The 21,291-nt window shown below is 52.5% G+C and carries 32 protein-coding genes; 3 read left to right on the forward strand and 29 right to left on the reverse strand.

Features of this window, described 5'->3' with window-relative positions:
* Nucleotides 1-7: 7 nt before the first annotated feature.
* From rplE to rpsJ, 14 genes are all read right to left on the reverse strand, one after another.
* Nucleotides 8-547: a 50S ribosomal protein L5 gene (rplE, locus tag ACLGE8_RS04200; protein ID WP_064541635.1), complete on the reverse strand. Its 540-nt coding sequence runs from the start codon at nt 545-547 to the stop codon at nt 8-10.
* A 14-nt stretch (nt 548-561) separates the two neighbouring features.
* Nucleotides 562-876 (reverse strand): 50S ribosomal protein L24, encoded by a 315-nt coding sequence (rplX, locus tag ACLGE8_RS04205; protein ID WP_035894981.1) that lies wholly within the window; start codon nt 874-876, stop codon nt 562-564.
* A gap of 10 nt (nt 877-886) precedes the next feature.
* Nucleotides 887-1,258 (reverse strand): 50S ribosomal protein L14, encoded by a 372-nt coding sequence (rplN, locus tag ACLGE8_RS04210; RefSeq protein ID WP_000613954.1) that lies wholly within the window; start codon nt 1,256-1,258, stop codon nt 887-889.
* A 163-nt stretch (nt 1,259-1,421) separates the two neighbouring features.
* Nucleotides 1,422-1,676, reverse strand: a complete 255-nt coding sequence (rpsQ, locus tag ACLGE8_RS04215) for a 30S ribosomal protein S17 (protein WP_035894980.1) — start codon at nt 1,674-1,676, stop codon at nt 1,422-1,424.
* On the reverse strand, nt 1,676-1,867 hold the full coding sequence (rpmC, locus tag ACLGE8_RS04220) for a 50S ribosomal protein L29 (RefSeq protein ID WP_002919754.1): 192 nt from the start codon (nt 1,865-1,867) through the stop codon (nt 1,676-1,678). Before rpmC ends, rpsQ begins: the two co-directional genes overlap by 1 nt.
* A complete protein-coding gene (gene rplP, locus ACLGE8_RS04225; RefSeq protein WP_035894979.1) occupies nt 1,867-2,277 on the reverse strand; it encodes a 50S ribosomal protein L16 in 411 nt (136 codons plus the stop codon). Before rplP ends, rpmC begins: the two co-directional genes overlap by 1 nt.
* 12 nt (nt 2,278-2,289) lie before the next feature.
* Nucleotides 2,290-2,988: a 30S ribosomal protein S3 gene (gene rpsC / locus ACLGE8_RS04230; protein WP_006817277.1), complete on the reverse strand. Its 699-nt coding sequence runs from the start codon at nt 2,986-2,988 to the stop codon at nt 2,290-2,292.
* A 17-nt stretch (nt 2,989-3,005) separates the two neighbouring features.
* Entirely contained in the window at nt 3,006-3,338 is a 333-nt protein-coding gene (gene rplV / locus ACLGE8_RS04235; RefSeq protein WP_035894978.1) for a 50S ribosomal protein L22, read from the reverse strand.
* A gap of 14 nt (nt 3,339-3,352) precedes the next feature.
* The gene (gene rpsS, locus ACLGE8_RS04240) at nt 3,353-3,631 is read right to left on the reverse strand and encodes a 30S ribosomal protein S19 (RefSeq protein ID WP_001138117.1); all 279 of its coding nucleotides are present in this window, start codon (nt 3,629-3,631) and stop codon (nt 3,353-3,355) included.
* Between the two features lie 16 nt (nt 3,632-3,647).
* Nucleotides 3,648-4,469 carry a 50S ribosomal protein L2 gene (gene rplB / locus ACLGE8_RS04245; protein WP_035894977.1) on the reverse strand — a complete coding sequence of 274 codons (822 nt, stop codon included), beginning with the start codon at nt 4,467-4,469 and terminating at the stop codon, nt 3,648-3,650.
* Between the two features lie 17 nt (nt 4,470-4,486).
* A complete protein-coding gene (gene rplW / locus ACLGE8_RS04250) occupies nt 4,487-4,789 on the reverse strand; it encodes a 50S ribosomal protein L23 (RefSeq protein WP_000617546.1) in 303 nt (100 codons plus the stop codon).
* Entirely contained in the window at nt 4,786-5,391 is a 606-nt protein-coding gene (gene rplD / locus ACLGE8_RS04255) for a 50S ribosomal protein L4 (RefSeq protein WP_003031119.1), read from the reverse strand. The genes rplW and rplD overlap by 4 nt, the downstream gene beginning before the upstream one ends.
* 10 nt (nt 5,392-5,401) lie before the next feature.
* On the reverse strand, nt 5,402-6,031 hold the full coding sequence (rplC, locus tag ACLGE8_RS04260; protein WP_035894971.1) for a 50S ribosomal protein L3: 630 nt from the start codon (nt 6,029-6,031) through the stop codon (nt 5,402-5,404).
* 32 nt (nt 6,032-6,063) lie between these two features.
* Nucleotides 6,064-6,375 (reverse strand): 30S ribosomal protein S10, encoded by a 312-nt coding sequence (gene rpsJ, locus ACLGE8_RS04265; protein ID WP_001181005.1) that lies wholly within the window; start codon nt 6,373-6,375, stop codon nt 6,064-6,066.
* 378 nt (nt 6,376-6,753) lie between these two features.
* Between rpsJ and ACLGE8_RS04270 the strand changes: the two genes are divergently transcribed.
* Nucleotides 6,754-7,227 (forward strand): prepilin peptidase, encoded by a 474-nt coding sequence (locus ACLGE8_RS04270; protein WP_410997113.1) that lies wholly within the window; start codon nt 6,754-6,756, stop codon nt 7,225-7,227.
* On the opposite strand, the gene bfr is transcribed toward ACLGE8_RS04270, so the two are convergent.
* From bfr to fkpA, 11 genes are all read right to left on the reverse strand, one after another.
* Nucleotides 7,211-7,687, reverse strand: coding sequence for a bacterioferritin (gene bfr, locus ACLGE8_RS04275; RefSeq protein ID WP_185668953.1), 477 nt, complete (start codon nt 7,685-7,687; stop codon nt 7,211-7,213). The two genes, ACLGE8_RS04270 and bfr, sit on opposite strands and share 17 nt — an antisense overlap.
* A 72-nt stretch (nt 7,688-7,759) precedes the next feature.
* The gene (bfd, locus tag ACLGE8_RS04280; protein ID WP_035894970.1) at nt 7,760-7,954 is read right to left on the reverse strand and encodes a bacterioferritin-associated ferredoxin; all 195 of its coding nucleotides are present in this window, start codon (nt 7,952-7,954) and stop codon (nt 7,760-7,762) included.
* Nucleotides 7,955-8,139: 185 nt separating this feature from the next.
* Entirely contained in the window at nt 8,140-9,324 is a 1,185-nt protein-coding gene (gene tuf / locus ACLGE8_RS04285; protein ID WP_046491013.1) for an elongation factor Tu, read from the reverse strand.
* A 69-nt stretch (nt 9,325-9,393) separates the two neighbouring features.
* Nucleotides 9,394-11,508, reverse strand: a complete 2,115-nt coding sequence (fusA, locus tag ACLGE8_RS04290) for an elongation factor G (protein WP_123650843.1) — start codon at nt 11,506-11,508, stop codon at nt 9,394-9,396.
* 96 nt (nt 11,509-11,604) lie between these two features.
* Nucleotides 11,605-12,075, reverse strand: coding sequence for a 30S ribosomal protein S7 (rpsG, locus tag ACLGE8_RS04295; protein WP_035894363.1), 471 nt, complete (start codon nt 12,073-12,075; stop codon nt 11,605-11,607).
* Nucleotides 12,076-12,165: 90 nt separating this feature from the next.
* Nucleotides 12,166-12,540 carry a 30S ribosomal protein S12 gene (gene rpsL, locus ACLGE8_RS04300; protein WP_000246815.1) on the reverse strand — a complete coding sequence of 125 codons (375 nt, stop codon included), beginning with the start codon at nt 12,538-12,540 and terminating at the stop codon, nt 12,166-12,168.
* Between the two features lie 124 nt (nt 12,541-12,664).
* Complete coding sequence (gene tusB, locus ACLGE8_RS04305; RefSeq protein ID WP_410996719.1) at nt 12,665-12,952, reverse strand: sulfurtransferase complex subunit TusB; 288 nt, start codon at nt 12,950-12,952, stop codon at nt 12,665-12,667.
* Nucleotides 12,953-12,959: 7 nt separating this feature from the next.
* Nucleotides 12,960-13,319, reverse strand: a complete 360-nt coding sequence (gene tusC, locus ACLGE8_RS04310) for a sulfurtransferase complex subunit TusC (RefSeq protein WP_410996721.1) — start codon at nt 13,317-13,319, stop codon at nt 12,960-12,962.
* On the reverse strand, nt 13,319-13,705 hold the full coding sequence (gene tusD, locus ACLGE8_RS04315; RefSeq protein WP_410996723.1) for a sulfurtransferase complex subunit TusD: 387 nt from the start codon (nt 13,703-13,705) through the stop codon (nt 13,319-13,321). Before tusD ends, tusC begins: the two co-directional genes overlap by 1 nt.
* Nucleotides 13,705-14,427 (reverse strand): transcriptional regulator, encoded by a 723-nt coding sequence (locus tag ACLGE8_RS04320; protein ID WP_035894367.1) that lies wholly within the window; start codon nt 14,425-14,427, stop codon nt 13,705-13,707. The genes tusD and ACLGE8_RS04320 overlap by 1 nt, the downstream gene beginning before the upstream one ends.
* Nucleotides 14,428-14,592: 165 nt before the next feature.
* Complete coding sequence (gene fkpA / locus ACLGE8_RS04325) at nt 14,593-15,435, reverse strand: FKBP-type peptidyl-prolyl cis-trans isomerase (protein ID WP_410996725.1); 843 nt, start codon at nt 15,433-15,435, stop codon at nt 14,593-14,595.
* A gap of 222 nt (nt 15,436-15,657) precedes the next feature.
* Here fkpA and ACLGE8_RS04330 point away from each other — a divergent pair, with 222 nt between their 5' ends.
* The gene (locus tag ACLGE8_RS04330; protein ID WP_035894369.1) at nt 15,658-15,876 is read left to right on the forward strand and encodes a protein SlyX; all 219 of its coding nucleotides are present in this window, start codon (nt 15,658-15,660) and stop codon (nt 15,874-15,876) included.
* Between the two features lie 64 nt (nt 15,877-15,940).
* On the opposite strand, the gene slyD is transcribed toward ACLGE8_RS04330, so the two are convergent.
* The 4 genes from slyD to kefG form a co-directional block, all read right to left on the reverse strand.
* Complete coding sequence (slyD, locus tag ACLGE8_RS04335; protein WP_035894370.1) at nt 15,941-16,543, reverse strand: peptidylprolyl isomerase; 603 nt, start codon at nt 16,541-16,543, stop codon at nt 15,941-15,943.
* A 96-nt stretch (nt 16,544-16,639) separates the two neighbouring features.
* Nucleotides 16,640-16,840 carry a YheV family putative zinc ribbon protein gene (locus ACLGE8_RS04340; RefSeq protein WP_035894371.1) on the reverse strand — a complete coding sequence of 67 codons (201 nt, stop codon included), beginning with the start codon at nt 16,838-16,840 and terminating at the stop codon, nt 16,640-16,642.
* 9 nt (nt 16,841-16,849) lie between these two features.
* On the reverse strand, nt 16,850-18,655 hold the full coding sequence (gene kefB, locus ACLGE8_RS04345) for a glutathione-regulated potassium-efflux system protein KefB (RefSeq protein WP_410997115.1): 1,806 nt from the start codon (nt 18,653-18,655) through the stop codon (nt 16,850-16,852).
* Nucleotides 18,655-19,206, reverse strand: coding sequence for a glutathione-regulated potassium-efflux system ancillary protein KefG (kefG, locus tag ACLGE8_RS04350; RefSeq protein WP_410997117.1), 552 nt, complete (start codon nt 19,204-19,206; stop codon nt 18,655-18,657). The genes kefB and kefG overlap by 1 nt, the downstream gene beginning before the upstream one ends.
* 171 nt (nt 19,207-19,377) lie before the next feature.
* On the opposite strand from kefG, the gene ACLGE8_RS04355 reads away from it, so the two are divergent.
* The gene (locus tag ACLGE8_RS04355; RefSeq protein WP_410996728.1) at nt 19,378-21,285 is read left to right on the forward strand and encodes an ABC transporter ATP-binding protein; all 1,908 of its coding nucleotides are present in this window, start codon (nt 19,378-19,380) and stop codon (nt 21,283-21,285) included.
* Nucleotides 21,286-21,291 lie beyond the last annotated feature (6 nt).

Consider the following 21,291-nt stretch of genomic DNA (forward strand, 5'->3'; position numbering starts at 1 on the left):
CCCTACCTTACTTGCGGAACGGGAAGTCAAAGGCAGCCAGCAGAGCACGGCCTTCTTCGTCAGATTTCGCAGTAGTGGTGATGGTAATATCCAAACCACGTACGCGGTCGACTTTATCGTAGTCGATTTCTGGGAAGATGATCTGCTCACGGACACCCATGCTGTAGTTACCACGGCCGTCGAATGACTTAGCGGACAAGCCACGGAAGTCACGGATACGTGGTACAGCAATAGTGATCAGGCGCTCAAAGAACTCCCACATGCGTTCGCCACGCAGAGTTACTTTACAGCCGATCGGATAGCCCTGACGGATTTTGAAGCCTGCAACTGATTTGCGTGCTTTGGTGATCAACGGCTTTTGACCGGAGATTGCTGTCAGATCAGCTGCTGCGTTATCCAGCAGTTTCTTGTCAGCGATCGCTTCACCAACACCCATGTTCAGGGTGATCTTCTCGACCCGAGGGACTTGCATGACAGAATTGTAGTTAAACTCAGACATGAGTTTAGCGACTACTTCGTCTTTGTAGTAATCATGCAGTTTCGCCATCGTACTACTCCAAATTACTTGATAGTTTCGCTGTTAGACTTGAAGAAACGGACTTTTTTGCCGTCTTCGAATCTAAAGCCTACACGGTCAGCCTTGCCGGTAGCCGCGTTGAACAGTGCAATGTTAGAGATCTGAATAGCTGCTTCTTTCTCTACAATGCCGCCTGGTTGGTTCAGAGCCGGAACCGGCTTCTGGTGTTTCTTAACCAGGTTGATACCTTCAACGATAACCTTGCCGGAAGACAAGACATTCTTAACTTTACCGCGTTTACCTTTATCTTTACCGGTTAACACGATAACTTCGTCATCACGACGGATTTTCGCTGCCATGATTCGCTCCTTAGAGTACTTCTGGTGCCAGAGAGATAATTTTCATGAACTTCTCGTTACGAAGTTCACGAGTTACCGGCCCAAAAATACGCGTACCGATAGGTTGCTCGCTGTTATTGTTTAAAATAACGCATGCATTACCATCGAAGCGAATGACAGAACCGTCCGGGCGACGAACACCCTTCTTGGTGCGCACCACTACCGCCTTCAGCACATCACCTTTTTTGACCTTACCACGTGGAATTGCTTCCTTGATGGTGATCTTGATGATGTCGCCTACGCCTGCGTAGCGACGGTGCGAGCCACCCAGAACCTTGATACACATTACGCGACGTGCACCGGAGTTGTCGGCGACGTTCAGCATAGTCTGTTCTTGGATCATTTTAGTGCTCCGCTAATGTCAACTACTACTGAGACCCGAATTCAGGTCGTTAAAAAGCCCCATATCGAGGGCGCAGCATTATAACACCGCTTCAACGATAAGGGTAGAAAAAATAAACGGCTCATCGCTGAGCCGTTTATTCGTATCGAGAACGAGTACTGTATTACAGAACCGCTTTCTCTACAACGCGAACCAGCGTCCAGGACTTAGTCTTGGACAGCGGACGGCATTCGCGGATTTCAACCACGTCGCCCATACCGCATTCGTTGTTCTCGTCATGTACGTGCAGTTTGGTCGTACGTTTGATGAATTTGCCGTATACCGGGTGTTTCACCATACGTTCGATAGCAACAACAATGGATTTCTCCATTTTTGCGCTAACTACGCGACCTTGCAGAGTACGGATTTTATCGGTCATTACGCACCCGCCTTCTGAGTCAGTAAAGTCTTAACGCGTGCAACATCACGACGAACCTGCTTCAGCAGGTGAGTCTGTTGCAGCTGGCCACTGGCAGCCTGCATGCGCAGGTTGAACTGCTCACGCAGCAGGTTCAGCAGCTCAGCGTTCAGCTCTTCAACGCTTTTTTCACGCAGCTCTTTTGCTTTCATTACATCACCGTCTTAGTTACAAAGGTGGTTTTGATCGGCAGTTTCGCTGCAGCGAGGCCGAATGCTTCACGGGCCAGCTCTTCCGGGACACCGTCCATTTCATACAGGACTTTACCCGGCTGGATCAAGGCAACCCAATACTCCACGTTACCTTTACCTTTACCCATACGCACTGCCAGCGGTTTCTCGGTGATCGGTTTGTCCGGGAATACACGGATCCAGATCTTACCTTGACGCTTAACTGCACGGGTCATTGCACGACGTGCTGCTTCGATCTGACGTGCAGTCAGACGACCACGGCCAACAGCTTTCAGGCCGAAGCTGCCGAAGCTAACATCCGTACCCTGCGCCAGACCGCGGTTACGGCCTTTGTGCACTTTACGGAATTTTGTACGCTTTGGTTGTAACATCAGCGACGCTCCTTATTTACGGCCTTTACGCTGCTGCTTTTTAGGTTGAGCAGCCGGTTCCGGTTGTTCAACAGCAGCCATACCACCCAGGATCTCACCTTTGAAGATCCATACCTTAACGCCGATTACACCGTAAGTGGTGTGCGCTTCAGAGGTGTTGTAGTCGATGTCAGCACGCAGAGTGTGCAGAGGTACGCGACCTTCGCGGTACCATTCGGTACGTGCGATTTCCGCGCCGCCCAGACGGCCGCTAACTTCAACTTTAATACCCTTCGCGCCCAGACGCATTGCGTTCTGTACAGCACGCTTCATAGCACGACGGAACATAACGCGACGTTCCAGCTGTGAAGTGATGCTGTCAGCAACCAATTTAGCGTCCAGTTCAGGCTTACGAACTTCAGCGATATTGATCTGTGCAGGAACGCCAGCGATATCCGCTACGACCTTGCGCAGTTTTTCTACGTCTTCGCCTTTCTTACCGATTACGATGCCCGGGCGAGCAGTGTGAATGGTCACACGGATGCTCTTAGCCGGACGCTCGATAACGATACGAGATACGGACGCCTTAGCCAGTTCCTTAGTCAGGTACTGACGTACTTTAAAATCGCTGTCCAGGTTGTCAGCGAATTCTTTGGTGTTCGCAAACCAAGTAGAGTTCCATGGTTTTACAATACCCAGGCGAATACCATTAGGATGTACTTTCTGACCCATTGCTAGTCTCCAGAGTCTCAGCGATCGGACACAACCACAGTGATGTGGCTGGTGCGCTTCAGGATGCGATCTGCACGACCTTTAGCACGCGGCATAATGCGCTTCATGCTTGGGCCTTCGTCTACGAAAATTTTCGTAACTTTCAGATCATCAATGTCAGCGCCATCGTTGTGTTCAGCGTTAGCAATGGCAGATTCCAGAACTTTCTTGACCAGTACAGCCGCTTTCTTATTGGTGTAGGTCAGAATTTCCAGCGCCTGCGACACTTTCTTACCGCGAATCAGGTCAGCAACAAGGCGAACCTTCTGAGCAGAAGAACGAGCATGGCGATGTTGAGCTAAAGTTTCCATCTCTTCCTCCTACCTTATTTCTTCTTCGCTTTTTTATCAGCAGCGTGGCCGCGATAAGTACGAGTCGGTGCGAATTCACCCAGTTTGTGACCAACCATTTCGTCGGTTACAAATACCGGAACGTGCTGACGACCATTATGGACAGCGATGGTCAAACCGATCATGTTAGGAAAGATCGTTGAACGACGGGACCAAGTGCGCAGGGGCTTCTTGTCTCCGCTTTCCACCGCTTTCTCTACCTTCTTCAGCAAGTGCAGGTCAATAAAAGGACCTTTCTTGAGAGAACGTGGCATGGCTTATCCTCTAAAATTATTTGCTACGGCGACGTACGATGAATTTATCAGTACGCTTGTTGCTGCGGGTCTTCTTACCTTTGGTCTGGAGGCCCCACGGGGATACCGGGTGCTTACCAAAGTTACGACCTTCACCACCACCATGTGGGTGGTCGACTGGGTTCATCGCAGTACCGCGAACGGTAGGACGAACACCACGCCAGCGTGCAGCACCTGCTTTACCCAGAACGCGCAGCATATGCTCAGCATTGCCAACTTCGCCCAGAGTTGCACGGCATTCTGCTTCGACTTTACGCATTTCACCAGAACGCAGACGCAGGGTGACATAAGCACCATCGCGAGCAACGATCTGAACGTAAGTACCAGCGGAACGTGCCAGCTGACCGCCTTTACCTGGTTTCATTTCTACGTTATGAACGGTAGAACCAACCGGGATATTGCGCATCGGCAGGGTGTTACCTGCTTTGATTGCAGCATCAACGCCAGACTGAATCTGGTCGCCAGCTTTCAGGCCTTTAGGGGCCAGGATGTAACGACGTTCGCCGTCTTTGTACAGAACCAGCGCGATGTTCGCGGAGCGGTTCGGATCGTACTCAAGACGTTCAACAATTGCCGGGATACCGTCTTTGTTGCGTTTGAAGTCAACAATACGGTAAGCCTGCTTGTGACCACCACCGATGTGACGAGTGGTGATGCGGCCATTGTTGTTACGACCACCGGATTTGCTGTTTTTTTCAACCAGCGGAGCAAAAGGTTTGCCCTTGTGCAGCTCTGGGTTGACCACTTTAACGACGTGGCGACGACCCGGAGATGTCGGTTTACATTTAACAACTGCCATTGTATTACTCCTCCGACTTACTCAGCGCCGCCGACGAAGTCCAGATTCTGGCCTTCCTTCAGGGTGACGTAAGCTTTTTTCCAGTCGCTACGACGACCGATACGCTGTCCGTGACGTTTAACTTTCCCTTTAACTACCAGGGTGTTAACGACTTCGACTTCGACTTCAAACAGTTTCTGCACAGCAGCTTTGATTTCTGCTTTGGTCGCGTCTTTGGCAACTTTGAGAACGATGGTATTGGTTTTTTCCATCGCAGTAGACGCTTTTTCAGAAACGTGCGGTGCGCGCAGCACCTTCAGCAGACGTTCTTCACGAATCATGCCAGCATCTCCTCAACTTGCTTAACAGCATCAGCAGTCATTACGACTTTGTCGAAGGCGATCAGGCTAACCGGGTCGATACCAGTTGCATCGCGTACGTCAACCTTGTGCAGGTTGCGCGCAGCCAGGAACAGGTTTTCGTCCAGCTCACCGGTGATGATCAGCACATCTTCCAGAGCCATGTCTTTCAGTTTCTGTGCCAGCAGCTTAGTTTTAGGCGCTTCAACAGAGAATGATTCGACAACGATCAGACGATCCTGACGTACCAGTTCGGACAGGATGCTTTTCAGCGCGCCGCGGTACATCTTTTTGTTAACTTTTTGACTGTGGTCCTGTGGACGAGCAGCGAAGGTCACGCCACCTGAACGCCAGATCGGGCTCTTGATAGAACCTGAACGCGCACGGCCGGTACCTTTCTGGCGCCATGGCTTTTTGCCTGAACCAGTTACTTCAGCACGAGTCTTCTGAGCACGAGTACCCTGACGAGCACCAGCTGCATAAGCAACAACAACCTGGTGAACCAGCGCTTCGTTGAAATCACGACCGAAGGTAGTTTCGGAAACAGTCAGCGCGCTCTGCGCGTCTTTCAATACTAATTCCATTGCTATCCCCTTACGCCTTCACAGCTGGTTTAACGATCAGGTCGCAACCGGTCGCACCCGGAACACCACCTTTAACCAGCAGCAGGTTGCGCTCAGCGTCAACGCGTACTACGTCAAGGCTCTGAACGGTGACACGTTCGTTACCCATCTGACCTGCCATTTTCTTGCCTTTGAACACTTTGCCCGGAGTCTGGTTCTGACCGATAGAACCCGGAACGCGGTGAGACAAGGAGTTACCGTGAGTAGCGTCCTGGGTACGGAAGTTCCAGCGCTTAACGGTACCAGCGAAACCTTTACCTTTAGAGGTACCGGTTACGTCAACTTTTTTAACGTCAGCAAACAGTTCAACGCTAATGTCCTGACCAACGGTGTATTCTTCACCATCTGCCAGACGGAACTCCCACAGGCCGCGGCCAGCTTCTACGCCAGCTTTAGCGAAGTGACCAGCTTCCGGCTTGGTTACACGGTTAGCTTTTTTAGCACCAGTGGTAACCTGAACAGCGCGATAGCCATCGTTAGCCAGATCTTTGATCTGAGTAACGCGGTTTGCTTCAACTTCGATAACGGTTACTGGGATAGAAACGCCATCTTCAGTGAAGATGCGGGTCATACCCACTTTTTTACCGACTAAACCAATCATTGTATCAACCTCTCAATCGCTCGATGACCTGATTAACCCAGGCTGATCTGCACGTCTACACCGGCAGCCAGGTCCAGACGCATCAGAGCATCAACGGTTTTTTCAGTTGGCTCAACGATGTCAACCAGACGCTTGTGAGTGCGAATTTCGTACTGATCACGCGCGTCTTTGTTGACGTGCGGGGAGATCAGAACGGTAAAGCGCTCTTTGCGGGTCGGCAGCGGGATCGGACCACGGACTTGCGCACCAGTGCGCTTAGCAGTCTCGACGATTTCCGCGGTTGATTGATCGATCAGACGATGATCAAACGCTTTCAGGCGGATACGGATTCTTTGGTTCTGCATGAGACCAGAGCTCCAATTATTTTATAGACGAAATAGTTACTCCTCAAACCCATTACGATTGATGGGAGAGTGTAACCGTTCTTACAGAGTTCCCCAATTGGGAACATTGTCTGGTATCGCTTACGCAGTACCGGTGGTTCATATTGAACCGCTGTCTATATTAGACAAGCCCGCGCATTATACACGTATACCCATACTAAGCAAGTCGCGTTTATAAATTAGTCAGCAAAGCCCGGAAGGCAGTTCGCATAATTGCTGCACAAAGGGCAACGGTGCGTGTTCGTCTGGATAGCGTATCGTGAAAAGGCACATCAGCTGTTGCCGCTCTTCCCTTCACCTCGCACACTGCCGGCATAGCCCCTTATGGAAACCAAAATGATGCTTCCGGCCCTCCCCTTCTATCTTCTCTATGCCGTACTCAACGTCATCCTGTGTTGGCAAGACTACCGCACCGGTTTTTTACGTGACGCCTTCACCTGCCCTCTTCTTTGGGGCGGGCTCTTGAGCCAGCTCTGCCTGAACCCAACAAGAAGTAACGAAGCGTTATGGGGAGCGATTGCAGGCTATTGCACGATGGCACTCTTTTACTGGGGATACCGCGCACTGCGGCACCGTGAAGGCTTAGGGTATGGTGACGTGAAGTATGTGGCGGCACTCGGCGCCTGGCACGGCTGGCAATCTCTACCGCTGCTTGTGTTGGTAGCTACACTGCTGGCGTGTGCCTTTATTGTGGGGAAAGCGCTGTGGCTACATCAGGCGGAGAATATAAAAAACCCGCTGCCATTTGGACCATTTCTGGGAGCGGCGGGTTTTATTATGGCAGGCGTATCGGCTTTTAGCCTTCAACCTTGATTTGCGACTGTAAGTAGTTCTGCAGACCAATTTTGCCGATCAGATCCAGTTCGGTCTCCAGCCAGTCAATGTGATGCTCTTCCTCGGTGAGGATAGTAATCAACATATCGCGGCTGACGTAGTCATGGACACTATCAGCGTAGGCAATGGCTTCACGCAGATCCTTCGCGCCGTCCAGTTCAAGCTTTAAGTCAGACTGCAGCATCTCTTCGACATCTTCGCCGATATGCAGCTTGCCAAGGTCCTGCAGATTAGGGATCCCTTCAAGAAACAGAATACGCTCGATGTACTGATCGGCGTGTTTCATTTCATCAATGGATTCGTGGTATTCAATATCGTTGAGGCGCATCAGGCCCCAGTTTTTGAACATTCTCGCATGGAGAAAGTATTGGTTGATTGCGACAAGCTCGTTTCCCAATAATTTATTGAGATAATTTATTATCTTAACATCACCTTTCATTATATAGACCCTCCGCTTCCACTTATTGAAGCGTAGAACGGGCTACAGGGATGTCAAAAAAGAAATCCGAGCTTAGGCGATCTCTTTGAACTCTGGCATTTGCATTAATTCGTCTTCCATCACCTCTCGCGCAGCGCGGACGCACTTACCACATTGATTTCCAATAGGAATGCATTTTCTTAATTGCTGGAAAGACTGCGGATGAAACTGGCGTACTGCCTGGCGAATTTTTTTATCGCTGACGCCATTACACAAACAAACGTACATAACCACTCCCGTTCAATTTCTGAACAAAGTGTAAGTGAGAATAATTATGATTACAATAGCCAGACGCGGGAAGTCACGTGAAATAAGGGATCAAATCGTGCGGAAAATATTGCCGGGACAAATACCAAAAAAGCAAAAAGGGCACCGAAGTGCCCTTTTCAAGTGCAAAACTAATTAATAAATAATTAGCTCATTACTTTAGCAACAACGCCCGCACCTACAGTACGGCCGCCTTCACGGATTGCGAAACGCAGACCGTCGTCCATCGCGATTGGGTGGATCAGAGTCACAACCATCTTGATGTTGTCGCCTGGCATTACCATCTCAACGCCTTCTGGCAGTTCGATGGTACCGGTCACGTCAGTAGTACGGAAGTAGAACTGTGGACGGTAGCCTTTGAAGAACGGAGTATGACGGCCGCCTTCGTCTTTGGACAGAATGTACACTTCAGATTCGAACTTGGTGTGCGGCTTGATAGAGCCTGGCTTAGCCAGAACCTGACCACGTTCGATTTCTTCACGTTTGATACCACGCAGCAGAACACCAACGTTCTCACCAGCACGGCCTTCGTCCAGCAGTTTGCGGAACATTTCAACGCCGGTACAGGTAGACTTAGCAGTCTCTTTGATACCAACGATTTCAACTTCTTCACCAACTTTGATGATACCGCGTTCTACACGACCGGTAACAACGGTACCACGACCGGAGATGGAGAATACGTCTTCGATTGGCAGCAGGAACGGCTTGTCGATAGCACGTTCTGGTTCTGGGATGTAAGAATCCAGGAAGCCAGCCAGTTCGATGATTTTCGCTTCCCACTCTGCTTCGCCTTCCAGCGCTTTCAGAGCAGAACCACGGATGATTGGGGTGTCATCACCTGGGAAGTCGTACTGGGACAGAAGTTCACGAACTTCCATTTCAACCAGTTCCAGCAGCTCTTCGTCATCAACCATGTCACATTTGTTCAGGAACACGATGATGTAAGGAACGCCTACCTGACGACCCAGCAGGATGTGCTCACGAGTCTGTGGCATAGGGCCATCAGTCGCAGCAACAACCAGGATCGCGCCGTCCATCTGCGCAGCACCGGTGATCATGTTTTTAACATAGTCGGCGTGGCCTGGGCAGTCTACGTGTGCGTAGTGGCGAGTCGGGGTGTCATATTCAACGTGGGAAGTGTTGATGGTGATACCACGAGCTTTTTCTTCTGGTGCGTTATCGATCTGGTCGAAAGCACGAGCAGCACCGCCGTAGGTTTTAGCCAGTACGGTAGTGATTGCAGCAGTCAGGGTAGTTTTACCGTGGTCAACGTGGCCGATGGTGCCGACGTTAACGTGCGGTTTTGTACGTTCAAATTTTTCTTTAGACACGGCTATATTCCTTACTATAGTGCTCTCCCCTTTGGAGAGAGCACGGGACTTAGGTTTTAATCCTGTGGATTATTTACCACGGGCTTCAATAACGGCCTGAGCAACGTTGTTCGGCGCATCGTCGTACTTCAGGAACTCCATGGAGTAAGAAGCACGGCCTTTGGTCAGTGAACGCAGCTGAGTTGCATAACCGAACATTTCGGACAGCGGAACTTCAGCGTGGATCACAACGCCAGTCACGTTGGATTCCTGACCTTTGAGCATACCACGACGGCGGCTCAAGTCACCGATAACGTCACCAGTGTTCTCTTCAGGAGTCTCTACTTCAACCTTCATGATAGGCTCAAGCAGAACTGGTTTCGCTTTCTTAAAGCCGTCTTTAAACGCCAGAGAAGCTGCCAGTTTAAACGCCAGTTCAGAGGAGTCAACGTCATGGTAAGAACCGAAGTGCAGACGAACACCCATGTCAACAACCGGGTAACCAGCCAGCGGGCCAGATTTCAGCTGTTCCTGGATACCTTTATCAACGGCTGGGATGTATTCACCAGGGATTACACCACCTTTAATGTCGTTGATGAATTCGTAGCCTTTCGGGTTAGAACCCGGCTCCAGTGGGTACATGTCGATAACAACATGACCGTACTGACCGCGACCACCAGACTGCTTAGCGTGCTTACCTTCGATATCGGTAACTTTCGCGCGAATCGCTTCGCGGTAAGCAACCTGAGGTTTACCGACGTTCGCTTCAACGTTGAATTCACGTTTCATACGGTCAACGATGATGTCGAGGTGCAGTTCACCCATACCGGCGATAATGGTCTGGTTAGATTCTTCATCAGTCCATACGCGGAATGATGGGTCTTCTTTAGCCAGACGGCCCAGAGCCAGACCCATTTTTTCCTGGTCAGCTTTGGTTTTTGGTTCTACTGCGATGGAGATTACCGGCTCTGGGAATTCCATACGTTCCAGAATGATAGGCGCATCTGGGTCACACAGAGTGTCACCGGTAGTTACGTCTTTCAGACCGATTGCAGCAGCGATGTCGCCCGCGCGAACTTCTTTGATCTCTTCACGTTTGTTAGCGTGCATCTGTACGATACGGCCGAAACGCTCACGTGCAGTTTTCACGGAGTTCAGTACGGTATCACCAGAGTTAACCACACCAGAATACACACGGAAGAAGGTCAAGTTACCAACAAACGGGTCGGTAGCAATTTTGAACGCCAGTGCAGAGAACGGCTCATCGTCGCTTGCGTGACGTTCTGCCGGAGTGTCTTTACCGTCGTCCAGGATACCATTGATCGCAGGTACGTCGATTGGGGATGGCAGGTAATCAATTACCGCATCCAGCATCGCCTGAACACCTTTGTTCTTGAACGCAGAACCACAGGTTACCAGGATGATTTCGTTGTTCAGAACGCGCTGACGCAGAGCTTTTTTGATCTCTTCTTCAGTCAGTTCTTCACCACCCAGGTATTTCTCCATCAGCTCTTCTGAAGCTTCTGCAGCGGACTCGATCAGGTTCTGGTGCCATTCGTCAGCCAGGTCCTGCATGTCTGCTGGGATATCTTCATAAGTGAAGGTAACGCCTGCGTCTTCTTCGTTCCAGTTGATGGCTTTCATTTTCACCAGGTCAACAACACCGGTGAAACCTTCTTCAGCACCAATTGCCAGCTGCAGCGGAACAGGGTTCGCGCCCAGACGGGTTTTGATCTGACCAACAACTTTCAGGAAGTTCGCACCCATACGGTCCATTTTGTTAACGAACGCAATACGTGGAACTTTATATTTGTTAGCCTGACGCCATACGGTTTCAGACTGTGGCTGAACACCACCAACTGCGCAGTAAACCATTACCGCACCGTCAAGAACACGCATGGAACGTTCTACTTCGATAGTGAAGTCAACGTGCCCCGGGGTGTCGATGATGTTTACGCGGTGCGGTTCATACTGCTTAGCCATACCAGACCAGAATGCAGTAGTTGCTGCGGAAGTGATGGTAATACCACGTTCCTGCTCCTGCTCCATCCAGTCCATGGTAGCGGCGCCGTCGTGAACTTCACCGATTTTGTGGTTTACACCGGTGTAGAACAGAATACGTTCGGTAGTAGTGGTTTTACCGGCGTCGATGTGCGCACTGATACCGATATTACGGTAGCGTGCGATGGGTGTTGTACGAGCCATTTGATTCCTCGTTTATCTTTTTAGGCGTTCAGTTAAGTAACCCAAAGCGGGCAGCTTCGCTGAAGCGCCCGCCTGGTGACTAATACTCCGAAGGGATTACCAACGGTAGTGTGCGAACGCCTTGTTGGCTTCTGCCATACGGTGAACGTCTTCACGTTTCTTAACTGCAGTACCTTTGTTGTCTGCAGCGTCAGAAAGTTCGTTCGCCAGGCGCAGAGCCATGGATTTATCACCGCGTTTACGAGCAGCTTCAACGATCCAACGCATTGCCAGAGCATTACGACGGACCGGACGAACTTCAACTGGAACCTGATAAGTAGAACCACCTACGCGGCGGGACTTAACTTCGACAGTTGGGCGCACGTTTTCGAGCGCAACTTCGAATGCTTCCAGTTCATTTTTACCAGAACGCTGAGCCAGGGTCTCCAGCGCGCTGTATACGATTGATTCTGCAGTAGATTTTTTACCATCTACCATCAGAATGTTGACAAATTTAGCCAGCAGTTCTGATCCGAACTTAGGATCTGGCAGGATTTTACGCTGACCAATGACGCGACGACGTGGCATGGAAATACTCCGTTGTTAATTCAGGATTGTCCAAAACTCAAAGAGTTTGACATTAATATAAAACGTTTGGCCTTACTTAACGGAGAACCATTAAGCCTTAGGACGCTTCACGCCGTACTTGGAGCGAGCTTGCTTACGGTCTTTAACGCCGGAGCAGTCAAGCGCACCACGAACGGTGTGGTAACGAACACCCGGAAGGTCTTTTACACGACCGCCACGGATCAGGATCACGGAGTGTTCCTGCAGGTTGTGACCTTCACCACCGATGTAGGAGGTAACTTCAAAACCGTTAGTCAAACGCACACGGCATACTTTACGCAGTGCGGAGTTTGGTTTCTTAGGAGTGGTGGTATATACACGGGTACATACACCACGTTTCTGCGGGCAGGCTTCCAGTGCAGGCACGTTGCTTTTTGCAACTTTGCGAGCACGTGGTTTGCGAACCAGCTGGTTAACTGTTGCCATTAAATAGCTCCTGGTTTTAGCTTTTGCTTCGTAAACACGTAATAAATCGCCTCATATAATATGAGGACGCGAAATTTTAGGGCCATGCCGAAAGGGTGTCAAGAAATATACAACGGCAAAGATGCTACCAGGCGATCTGAGCGGCGTGTTTTACCGTTAACCTGACGAAGTCAGTATAGCTGACCATGATGACATCGCTCGAAATTTGAGCACAAAGACCGCGTGCTTGCACATCGTCATTCAACACGTAGATGGATATGGGGGCGGCGCGGAGAATTTCAAGAAAGCGGCTGTTTTCAACTGCGGCCAGCACGCCATCGGCGATCAGCAACAGGTCATCGCCGTCGTCCATCAGGCGGGTCATTCCGCTAATGTCGGCATGCCAGGGAGAGGTGCGTAGCGTATGCAGCATGAGGGCCTCAAAAGCGCAGGATCACATCGTAGTCGTTAAGACACTGGCGCAGCGCATCGGCTTCCAGCGGTTCAACGTCGGTGACAAACGTCGTCTCTGCCGTCAGTCCGCGCTCACGCAGGGATGCCGCGCAGATCCAGCAATTTTCGATATCGTAGAGCGAGAGCAGCTTGAAGGTGGCAATGTAGTCGCGAGCGAGAATAACGCCCGGCTGCTGCTGGCTGAGTAGCTGAAACACGCCATCGCCCACAAAAAACACGCCAAGGTCTTCGCTCAGGGCTGATGTCGCCAGTAGCGCATCCAGCCCTTCCCTGCCGGCGCTACTGCCGTGCGGAGCGGAGGAAAAAACAAACGCAACTCGTTTCATCAGAACTGTACCATTCGATCGCAGGTCAGCGCGGCTTCGGCCAGTGAGCCTAATCCACTCAGCGAAAAACCGGGCTGGAGATTGAACGTTGCCAGACCAAGCTGTCGGGCCTCGGTTTCATCAGTAACGCCACGACGCAGCGCAGCGGCCACGCAGATGTGAAGCGCTACGCCATTTTCGTCGTGTAGTGACTGCCATGCGCGGACCAAATCGAATTCATCGCTGGCGGGTGAGGTCAGCTGATTGGCGTTATAGACCCCTTCCCGATAGAAAAATACGCAGGCTATCTCGTGACCTTCCGCCAGCGCGGCTTTAGCAAACTGCAGCGCGCTGCTGGCCTGCTGAGTGCCATAGGCGGGGCCGGTCACCATCAGAGCAAAACGCATTACTTATCTTGCCCCAGGAAATCACCGCTCTTGAACTGACGAATGTAGAGATAGACGGTGTGTTTGGAGATGTTCAGACGATCGGCTACCTGGTTAATCGCATCCTTGATGTCAAAGATGCCTTTCTCATAAAGATTAAGCACGATCTGGCGATTCTTGGCGTTATTGGAAACGTTGCGATCGGCATTCACCTCTTCGATAGTGAACTCCAGCGTCTGGGTGACCAGGTCCTCAACGGAGGAAGCGAAGTTAACCGCAGAACCGACTTCCGGCGTTTCCGGCGGAATAAAGGTGTTCATGATCTGCGAGAACGGGACATCGAGGTTCATGTTAATGCACAGTAAGCCGATAACCCGGTGATCGCGGTTACGGATTGCGATGGTGACGGACTTCATCAATACGCCGCTTTTGGCGCGAGTAAAATAGCATTTGGAAACGCTGCTATCTGCCCCGGTCATATCATGCAGCATGCGCAGCGCAAGATCGGTAATCGGAGAACCGATTTTACGCCCGGTATGTTCGCCGTTCGCGATGCGTATTGCCGAGCATTTTAGATCCTGAAGTGAATGCAACACGATTTCGCAGTGGGAACCAATGAGCATCGCCAACCCGTCCACAACCGCTTCGTAGGATTTTAGAATATCGAAGTCAGTTTGATCGAAAGGACGTTGATCCAGTAAATCAAGTTCACTGGTTTCGTTGGTTAAAAGCGACCTGGACATGAAAAAAAGCACTCCTTTTCAGGAGCCTGTCGTTATGTTGTCAGGGCAGGCTCATCACTATTAGGGGCATCTAAAGTAATACAGCGCATAAGGCGCTTTCCAGCATTAATTATATCCTGTAGATAATAAAAAGCCGCCGCCCATTGGGCGGCGGCTTTCGCTATCTTATTTTTTGCTGGCTTCGGCCGCTTTATCAGCCGGTGCAGCGTCTGGCTGCGCATCGGCTTTCGGTGCCGGTTTGATGTCTAACAGTTCAACATCGAAGACCAGGGTGGAGTTAGCCGGAATACCCGGAACGCCGGTTTTGCCGTAAGCCAGATCCGGTGGGATAACCAGCTGGATTTTACCGCCCTTCTTGATGTTTTTCAGACCTTCGGTCCAGCCTGGGATAACGCCGTCCAGACGGAAGGAGAGAGGTTCACCGCGGGTGTAAGAGTTATCGAACTCTTTACCGTCGATCAGGGTACCTTTGTAGTTAACCACAACGGTGTCGCTGTCTTTCGGCGCGTCGCCGGTACCTTCTTTCTCTACCTTGTACAGCAGGCCGGATTTAGCGGTTTTCACGCCTTTCTCTTTGGCGAACTTGTCGCGGAAAGCCTTACCTTTTGCTTCATTATCAGCCGCGTCTTTTTCCATCTTCGCCTGAGCGGAGGTCTTCACGCGAGTTTCAAACGCCTGCAGAGTTTGTTCGATCTCTTGATCGGACAGCTTGCTCTTATCAGCAAACGCGTCCTGAACACCGGCGATCAGCTGGTCTTTATCCAGTTTGATGCCCAGTTTTTCCTGTTCTTTCAGAGAGTTTTCCATGTAACGACCCAGCGATGCGCCCAGTGCATAGGCAGATTTTTGGTCGTCATTTTTGAATGCAGCTTTGCTGTCTGCTGCCGGAGCCGCTTTCGCGTCCGCAGCTGGAGCAGCTTTAGCAGCGTCTGCTGCGAAGGTCAGAGGTGCATTCAGTGCAACGGCCATTGTGGTTGCCAGAAGCGTTACTTTAAACAGTGATTTCATCCATCTCTCCAGGGCCGGGGCCTCTCGCCCCAATGTTAACTAAATGAGAAGCGTACTATAGAACGTTGTAGAGGAAATCTACATATGAACGCTTCTCATATCGACTCTTTTCAGACTCTTTTTGTTTAAATTAGTTTCCAGCGTCGCAATGAGAGGCTGCGCGGTCGGGCAAAGTTGCGTAGAATCCGCCGCGATTGCGGTGATAACAGTAGAGAGGACATCATGCAGGAAACGACTATCGAAGCGCGTCTGGCTGAGCTTGAAAGCCGTCTGGCCTTTCAGGAGATCACCATTGATGACCTTAACATGACGGTCACAGCGCACGAGATGGAGATGGCGAAGCTGCGCGAGCATCTACGCCTGCTGACCGAAAAGCTCAAGGCCAGCCAGCCGTCAAACATGGCGTCACAGTCTGAAGAGACGCCACCACCTCATTATTGAGGCGTAAAAAAAAGCGGGTATTCCCCGCTTTTTTTGTCTCCATCGTTCTAAAGAACGAGAGGGATTAGTGGCAGCCGCAGCCGCCGTGGCCTTTACCGCCACCGCCGCAGCAGCCTTCGCCGCCGTGGTCGTGACCGTGGTCATGGCCGTGACCGCCGCAGCAACCGTCGTGGTCATGATCATGATCGTGGTCGTGACCATTCGCACCGTGAACGTGGCCGTGAGCCAGTTCTTCTTCGGTCGCTTCGCGGATAGCAACAACTTCAACGTTGAACTTCAGGTTCTGGCCAGCCAGCATGTGGTTGCCGTCAACCACAACGTGGTCGTCTTCAACTTCGGTGATTTCAACCGGTACTGGACCCTGGTCAGTTTCAGCCAGGAAGCGCATGCCAACCTGCAGTTCGTCAACGCCCATGAAGACGTCTTTAGGAACACGCTGCACCAGGTTTTCGTCGTACTGACCGTAAGCGTCGTTAGCTTGAACAGCAACGTCGAATTTATCACCAACTTCGTGACCATCCAGCGCGTTTTCCAGGCCGGAGATCAGGGAACCGTGACCATGCAGGTAGTCAAGCGGTGCACTTACCGGAGACTCATCAACCAATACACCGTCTTCTGTACGTACCTGATAGGCCAGGCTGACCACCAGGTCTTTTGCTACTTTCATGATATCTCCTGAGCATGGGAATATTTTAGTGGCGCAGATTGTAGCGGAATTCTACACCCGTGTACCCATAAGCTTAAAAAAAGACAGCACGGATCGCTACTCCGGATGAAAAATACCGATCACTTGTTCCTCTTTGCGAACGTGTTCGCGGGCTTCTTTATCAGCCTCCCGCATCTGGTGTCCGCACTTAACGCACTCAACCACATCGATATTATTCTCGCGCCACATCGCCATTGAATCCTGGGCCTGACACGACGGGCACTTCGCGCCCGCGATAAAACGTTTACGTACCGCCATACTCACCTTCTATTCAAATTCGTCCCAGCCATCCAGCTGCCGCCGCTCTTGTTGCATTTCGCGCTGGAAGATCTCCTCCAGCTCTCGTCGCGCTTCCCGCACGCGAGAAATTTGTTGAGTATCGCTATGGACCGGCATCAGCTCTCGCAGCATACGCATATCCAGCCGCTTGAAGTGCAGCTGCGCGCGCTGCGCCTGATGCGGGTGCATACCGGTGGAGATAAGCGCCTTGCGCCCCAGTTCCAGCGCACTGGAAAAGGTCTCACGGGAAAACTGTACCACGCCCGCCTGCAGCAGTTCGTGCGCCTCCACACGTCCTCGCGCACGGGCCATAATGTTCAGATGCGGGAAGTTCTGCTGGCAGATTTCCACCAGCTTCATGGTATCTTCCGGCTCGTTGCAGGTGATCACTATAGACTGCGCCTGCTCGGCACCTGCCGAACGCAGCAATTCAACCTGGGTTGCATCGCCGTAGTAAACCTTATAGCCGTATTTGCGCATCAGATTAACCGCGCTGATGTCACGCTCCAGTACGGTGATTCGTAGCTTGTTAGCCATCAATAAGCGACCAATCACCTGCCCAAAGCGACCGAAGCCCACCACAATCACCTGCGGCTTATCGTCATCCACCCACGGCGCTTCGTCTTCCTCTTCCGGCCCGTTAAAGCGGCGCGACAGCGTGAGGTCGACGAGCTTCATTAGCAGCGGCGTGGTCATCATCGACAGCGTCACCACCACCAGCAACAGCGACATCTGGTCGCCCTTAAAGACTTTGAACGACGAGGCAGCAGAGAAAAGCACAAAGGCAAACTCACCGCCCTGGCTCAACACGCCGGCAAACTGCATCCGCTCGGAGCTGCGCATACCGTGCAGATGCGCCAGCAGATACAGCACCAGCGTTTTCACCGCCACCAGCAGCGCCACGCAACCAATCACCACCAGCAGATGGGTGTAGAGCACGCCGAGATTGAGTGACATTCCCACCGAGATAAAGAATAGCCCCAGCAGCAGCCCTTTAAACGGTTCGATGGCAATTTCCAGCTCGTGGCGATATTCACTTTCCGCCAGCAGGACGCCAGCGATAAAGGTGCCCAGCGCCATCGACAGCCCCAGCGCGTCCATAAACAGCGCCGATCCCAGCACCAGCAACAGCGTGGCGGCGGTAAAGACTTCGCGCACCCCGGAGCTGGCGATAAAACGAAATACCGGGCGCAGCAGGTAGCGCCCGCCAATCAGCATGCCGCCGAAGGCCAGCACCTTTAAGCCGACGGTCTGCCAGTCAAAATGTTCGTCACCGGCACCGGCCAGCAGCGGCACCAGCGCCAGCGCTGGGATCACCGCCAGGTCCTGGAACAACAGCACCGAGAAGCCAAGCTGCCCGGATTCGCTGCGGTTCATTCCCTTCTCACGCATCAGCTGCAGCGCCATTGCGGTCGATGACATGGCAAGGCCAATCCCGCCAATCACCGCCGCCTGCCAGGAGAAGTGGGTGAGCATCAATAGCCCGCCGAGGATCGCCGCGCTGAAAATCACCTGCGCCGCACCGATGCCAAAGATGGGGCGCCGTAGCTGCCACAGTTTGGCCGGGTTCAGTTCCAGGCCGATGATAAACATCAGGAACACCACGCCCAGTTCAGAGAAGTGGAGAATTTCATCCACGTCGCTGATAAAGCCGAGCCCCCACGGGCCGATGGCGATCCCCGCCAGCAGATAACCTAATACCGCGCCGATACCCAGCCGCGCTGCCAGTGGCACCGCGGCCACCGCCGCGAAAAGAAATAGCACTCCAGCCAGTAATAAATCAGAACCTTCCATCATCGCCCCCCTGCCGTTATCGGCGCTGCTAGCCAGTCGGCATAGGCTTTCGCATGGTTTGCCAGCTCATCGGGCGGCTGACGCCGCGCCCAGTAGATGATGATTGGGCTCAGCCAGTGCATATGGCACATGGCGGCCGTCAGTTCGAACGGACGCAGGATATCGCTCATCGGGTAGCGATTGAGCCCGTCATGGCGGTAAGCGCTTTCCGGTTCCCCGGTGGTAATCACGCTACGCCAGTACTTCCCTTCCAGATGGTTTCCCCCGATGCCGCTGGCAAAACCACGGCTAAGCACGCGGTCCAGCCACTCTTTCAAGAGCGACGGGCAGCTGTAGGTATAGAGAGGGTGCTGAAACACGATAACATCATGCTCGCGCAGCAGCGCCTGCTCGCGAGGGATATCGATAAAAAAATCAGGGTAGTGCGCGTAGAGATCGTGCACGGTTACGTTGCTTAACTGCGAAGCCGGTTTGAGCAAAACCCGGTTAGCCACCGAGTCCTGTGATTCCGGATGGGCATAGACAAGCAGGACTTTCGCCGTCTGTGACATCATTCCCCTCCCGGGCGTCAATCACATCCTCTTTCTGGTAGCGGGACGCAACCTGAATGATTTTGTGTATAGTCATCGTTTTGGGCTACCATTGCGGCCCGGTCTGCGATTCGCTTACCACACTACATTACCACAATGACAATTTAACATATTCAGAACATACGGCGCCTTATGATTGTTTTCTCCTCGTTACAAATTCGTCGCGGCGTGCGTGTCCTGCTGGATAACGCATCGGCCACCATCAACCCAGGGCAGAAAGTCGGCCTGGTGGGCAAAAACGGCTGCGGCAAATCCACGCTGCTCGCGCTGCTGAAAAACGAGATAAGCGCCGACGGCGGCAACTTTACCTATCCGAGCAGCTGGCAGCTGGCGTGGGTAAACCAGGAAACCCCTGCGCTGCCGCAGCCTGCTCTGGAGTATGTCATTGACGGTGACCGCGAATACCGCCAGCTCGAAGCTCAGCTTAATGACGCCAACGAGCGCGATGATGGCCACGCCATCGCCACCGTTCACGGCAAGCTGGACGCGATTGATGCGTGGACTATCCGCTCTCGTGCCTCCAGCCTGCTGCACGGCCTCGGCTTCAGCAACGAACAACTCGATCGCCCGGTCAGCGACTTCTCAGGCGGCTGGCGTATGCGTCTTAACCTGGCGCAGGCGCTGATTTGCCGCTCCGACCTGCTGCTGCTCGATGAACCGACAAACCACCTCGACCTCGATGCGGTTATTTGGCTGGAAAGATGGCTCAAAAGCTATCAGGGCACGCTGATTCTGATTTCCCACGACCGCGACTTCCTTGACCCGGTTATCGACAAAATTATTCATATCGAACAGGAAACCATGTTCGAGTACACCGGCAACTACAGCTCGTTTGAAGTGCAGCGTGCCACCCGCCTGGCTCAGCAGCAGGCGATGTACGAAAGCCAGCAGGAGCGCGTGGCGCATCTGCAAAGCTATATCGACCGTTTCCGTGCCAAGGCTACCAAGGCCAAACAGGCGCAGAGCCGTATCAAGATGCTTGAGCGCATGGAGCTGATTGCCCCAGCCCACGTCGATAACCCGTTCCACTTCAGCTTCCGCGCGCCAGAAAGCCTGCCGAACCCGCTGCTGAAGATGGAAAAGGTGAGTGCCGGCTACGGTGACCGCACGATTCTGGAATCTATTAAGCTGAACCTGGTACCGGGCTCGCGCATCGGCCTGTTGGGCCGTAACGGCGCGGGTAAGTCGACGCTGATTAAACTACTGGCGGGCGAACTTGAGCCGCTGCACGGTGAAATCGGCCTCGCCAAAGGCATCAAGCTCGGCTACTTCGCCCAGCATCAGCTGGAATTCCTGCGCGCGGATGAATCCCCGTTGCAGCATCTGGCACGTATGGCACCGCAGGAGCTCGAACAGAAGCTGCGTGACTACCTCGGCGGCTTCGGCTTCCAGGGCGATAAAGTCACCGAGCAGACCGCCCGCTTCTCCGGCGGCGAGAAAGCGCGTCTGGTGCTGGCGCTGATCGTCTGGCAGCGTCCGAACCTGCTGCTGCTCGATGAACCGACCAACCACCTTGACCTCGACATGCGTCAGGCGCTGACCGAAGCATTAATCGACTTCGAAGGCGCGCTGGTTGTGGTCTCGCACGACCGTCACCTGATTCGCTCCACCACCGACGATCTCTATCTGGTGCATGATAAGAAGGTCGAACCGTTCGACGGCGACCTGGAAGATTATCAGCAGTGGCTGAGCGACGTGCAGAAGCTGGAAAACCAGGCCGACGACACGCCGAAAGAGAATAACGCCAACAGCGCTCAATCACGTAAAGACCAGAAGCGCCGCGAAGCAGAACTGCGCACCCTAACGCAGCCGCTGCGTAAAGAGATTACCCGTCTGGAAAAAGAGATGGAGAAGCTCAACGCCCAACTGGCAAAAGCAGAAGAGAAGCTCGGCGACAGCGGCCTGTATGAACCTGGTCGTAAAGCCGAAATGACCGAATGCTTGCAGCTTCAGGCCAGCGCCAAGTCCGGGCTGGAAGAATGCGAAATGGCATGGCTTGAGGCGCAGGAACAGCTTGAGCAGATGATGCAAAACGACTAAGCCACG

Origin of the sequence: Kluyvera sp. 142486 (genome assembly GCF_046569695.1) — a bacterium.
GTDB lineage: Bacteria > Pseudomonadota > Gammaproteobacteria > Enterobacterales > Enterobacteriaceae > Kluyvera.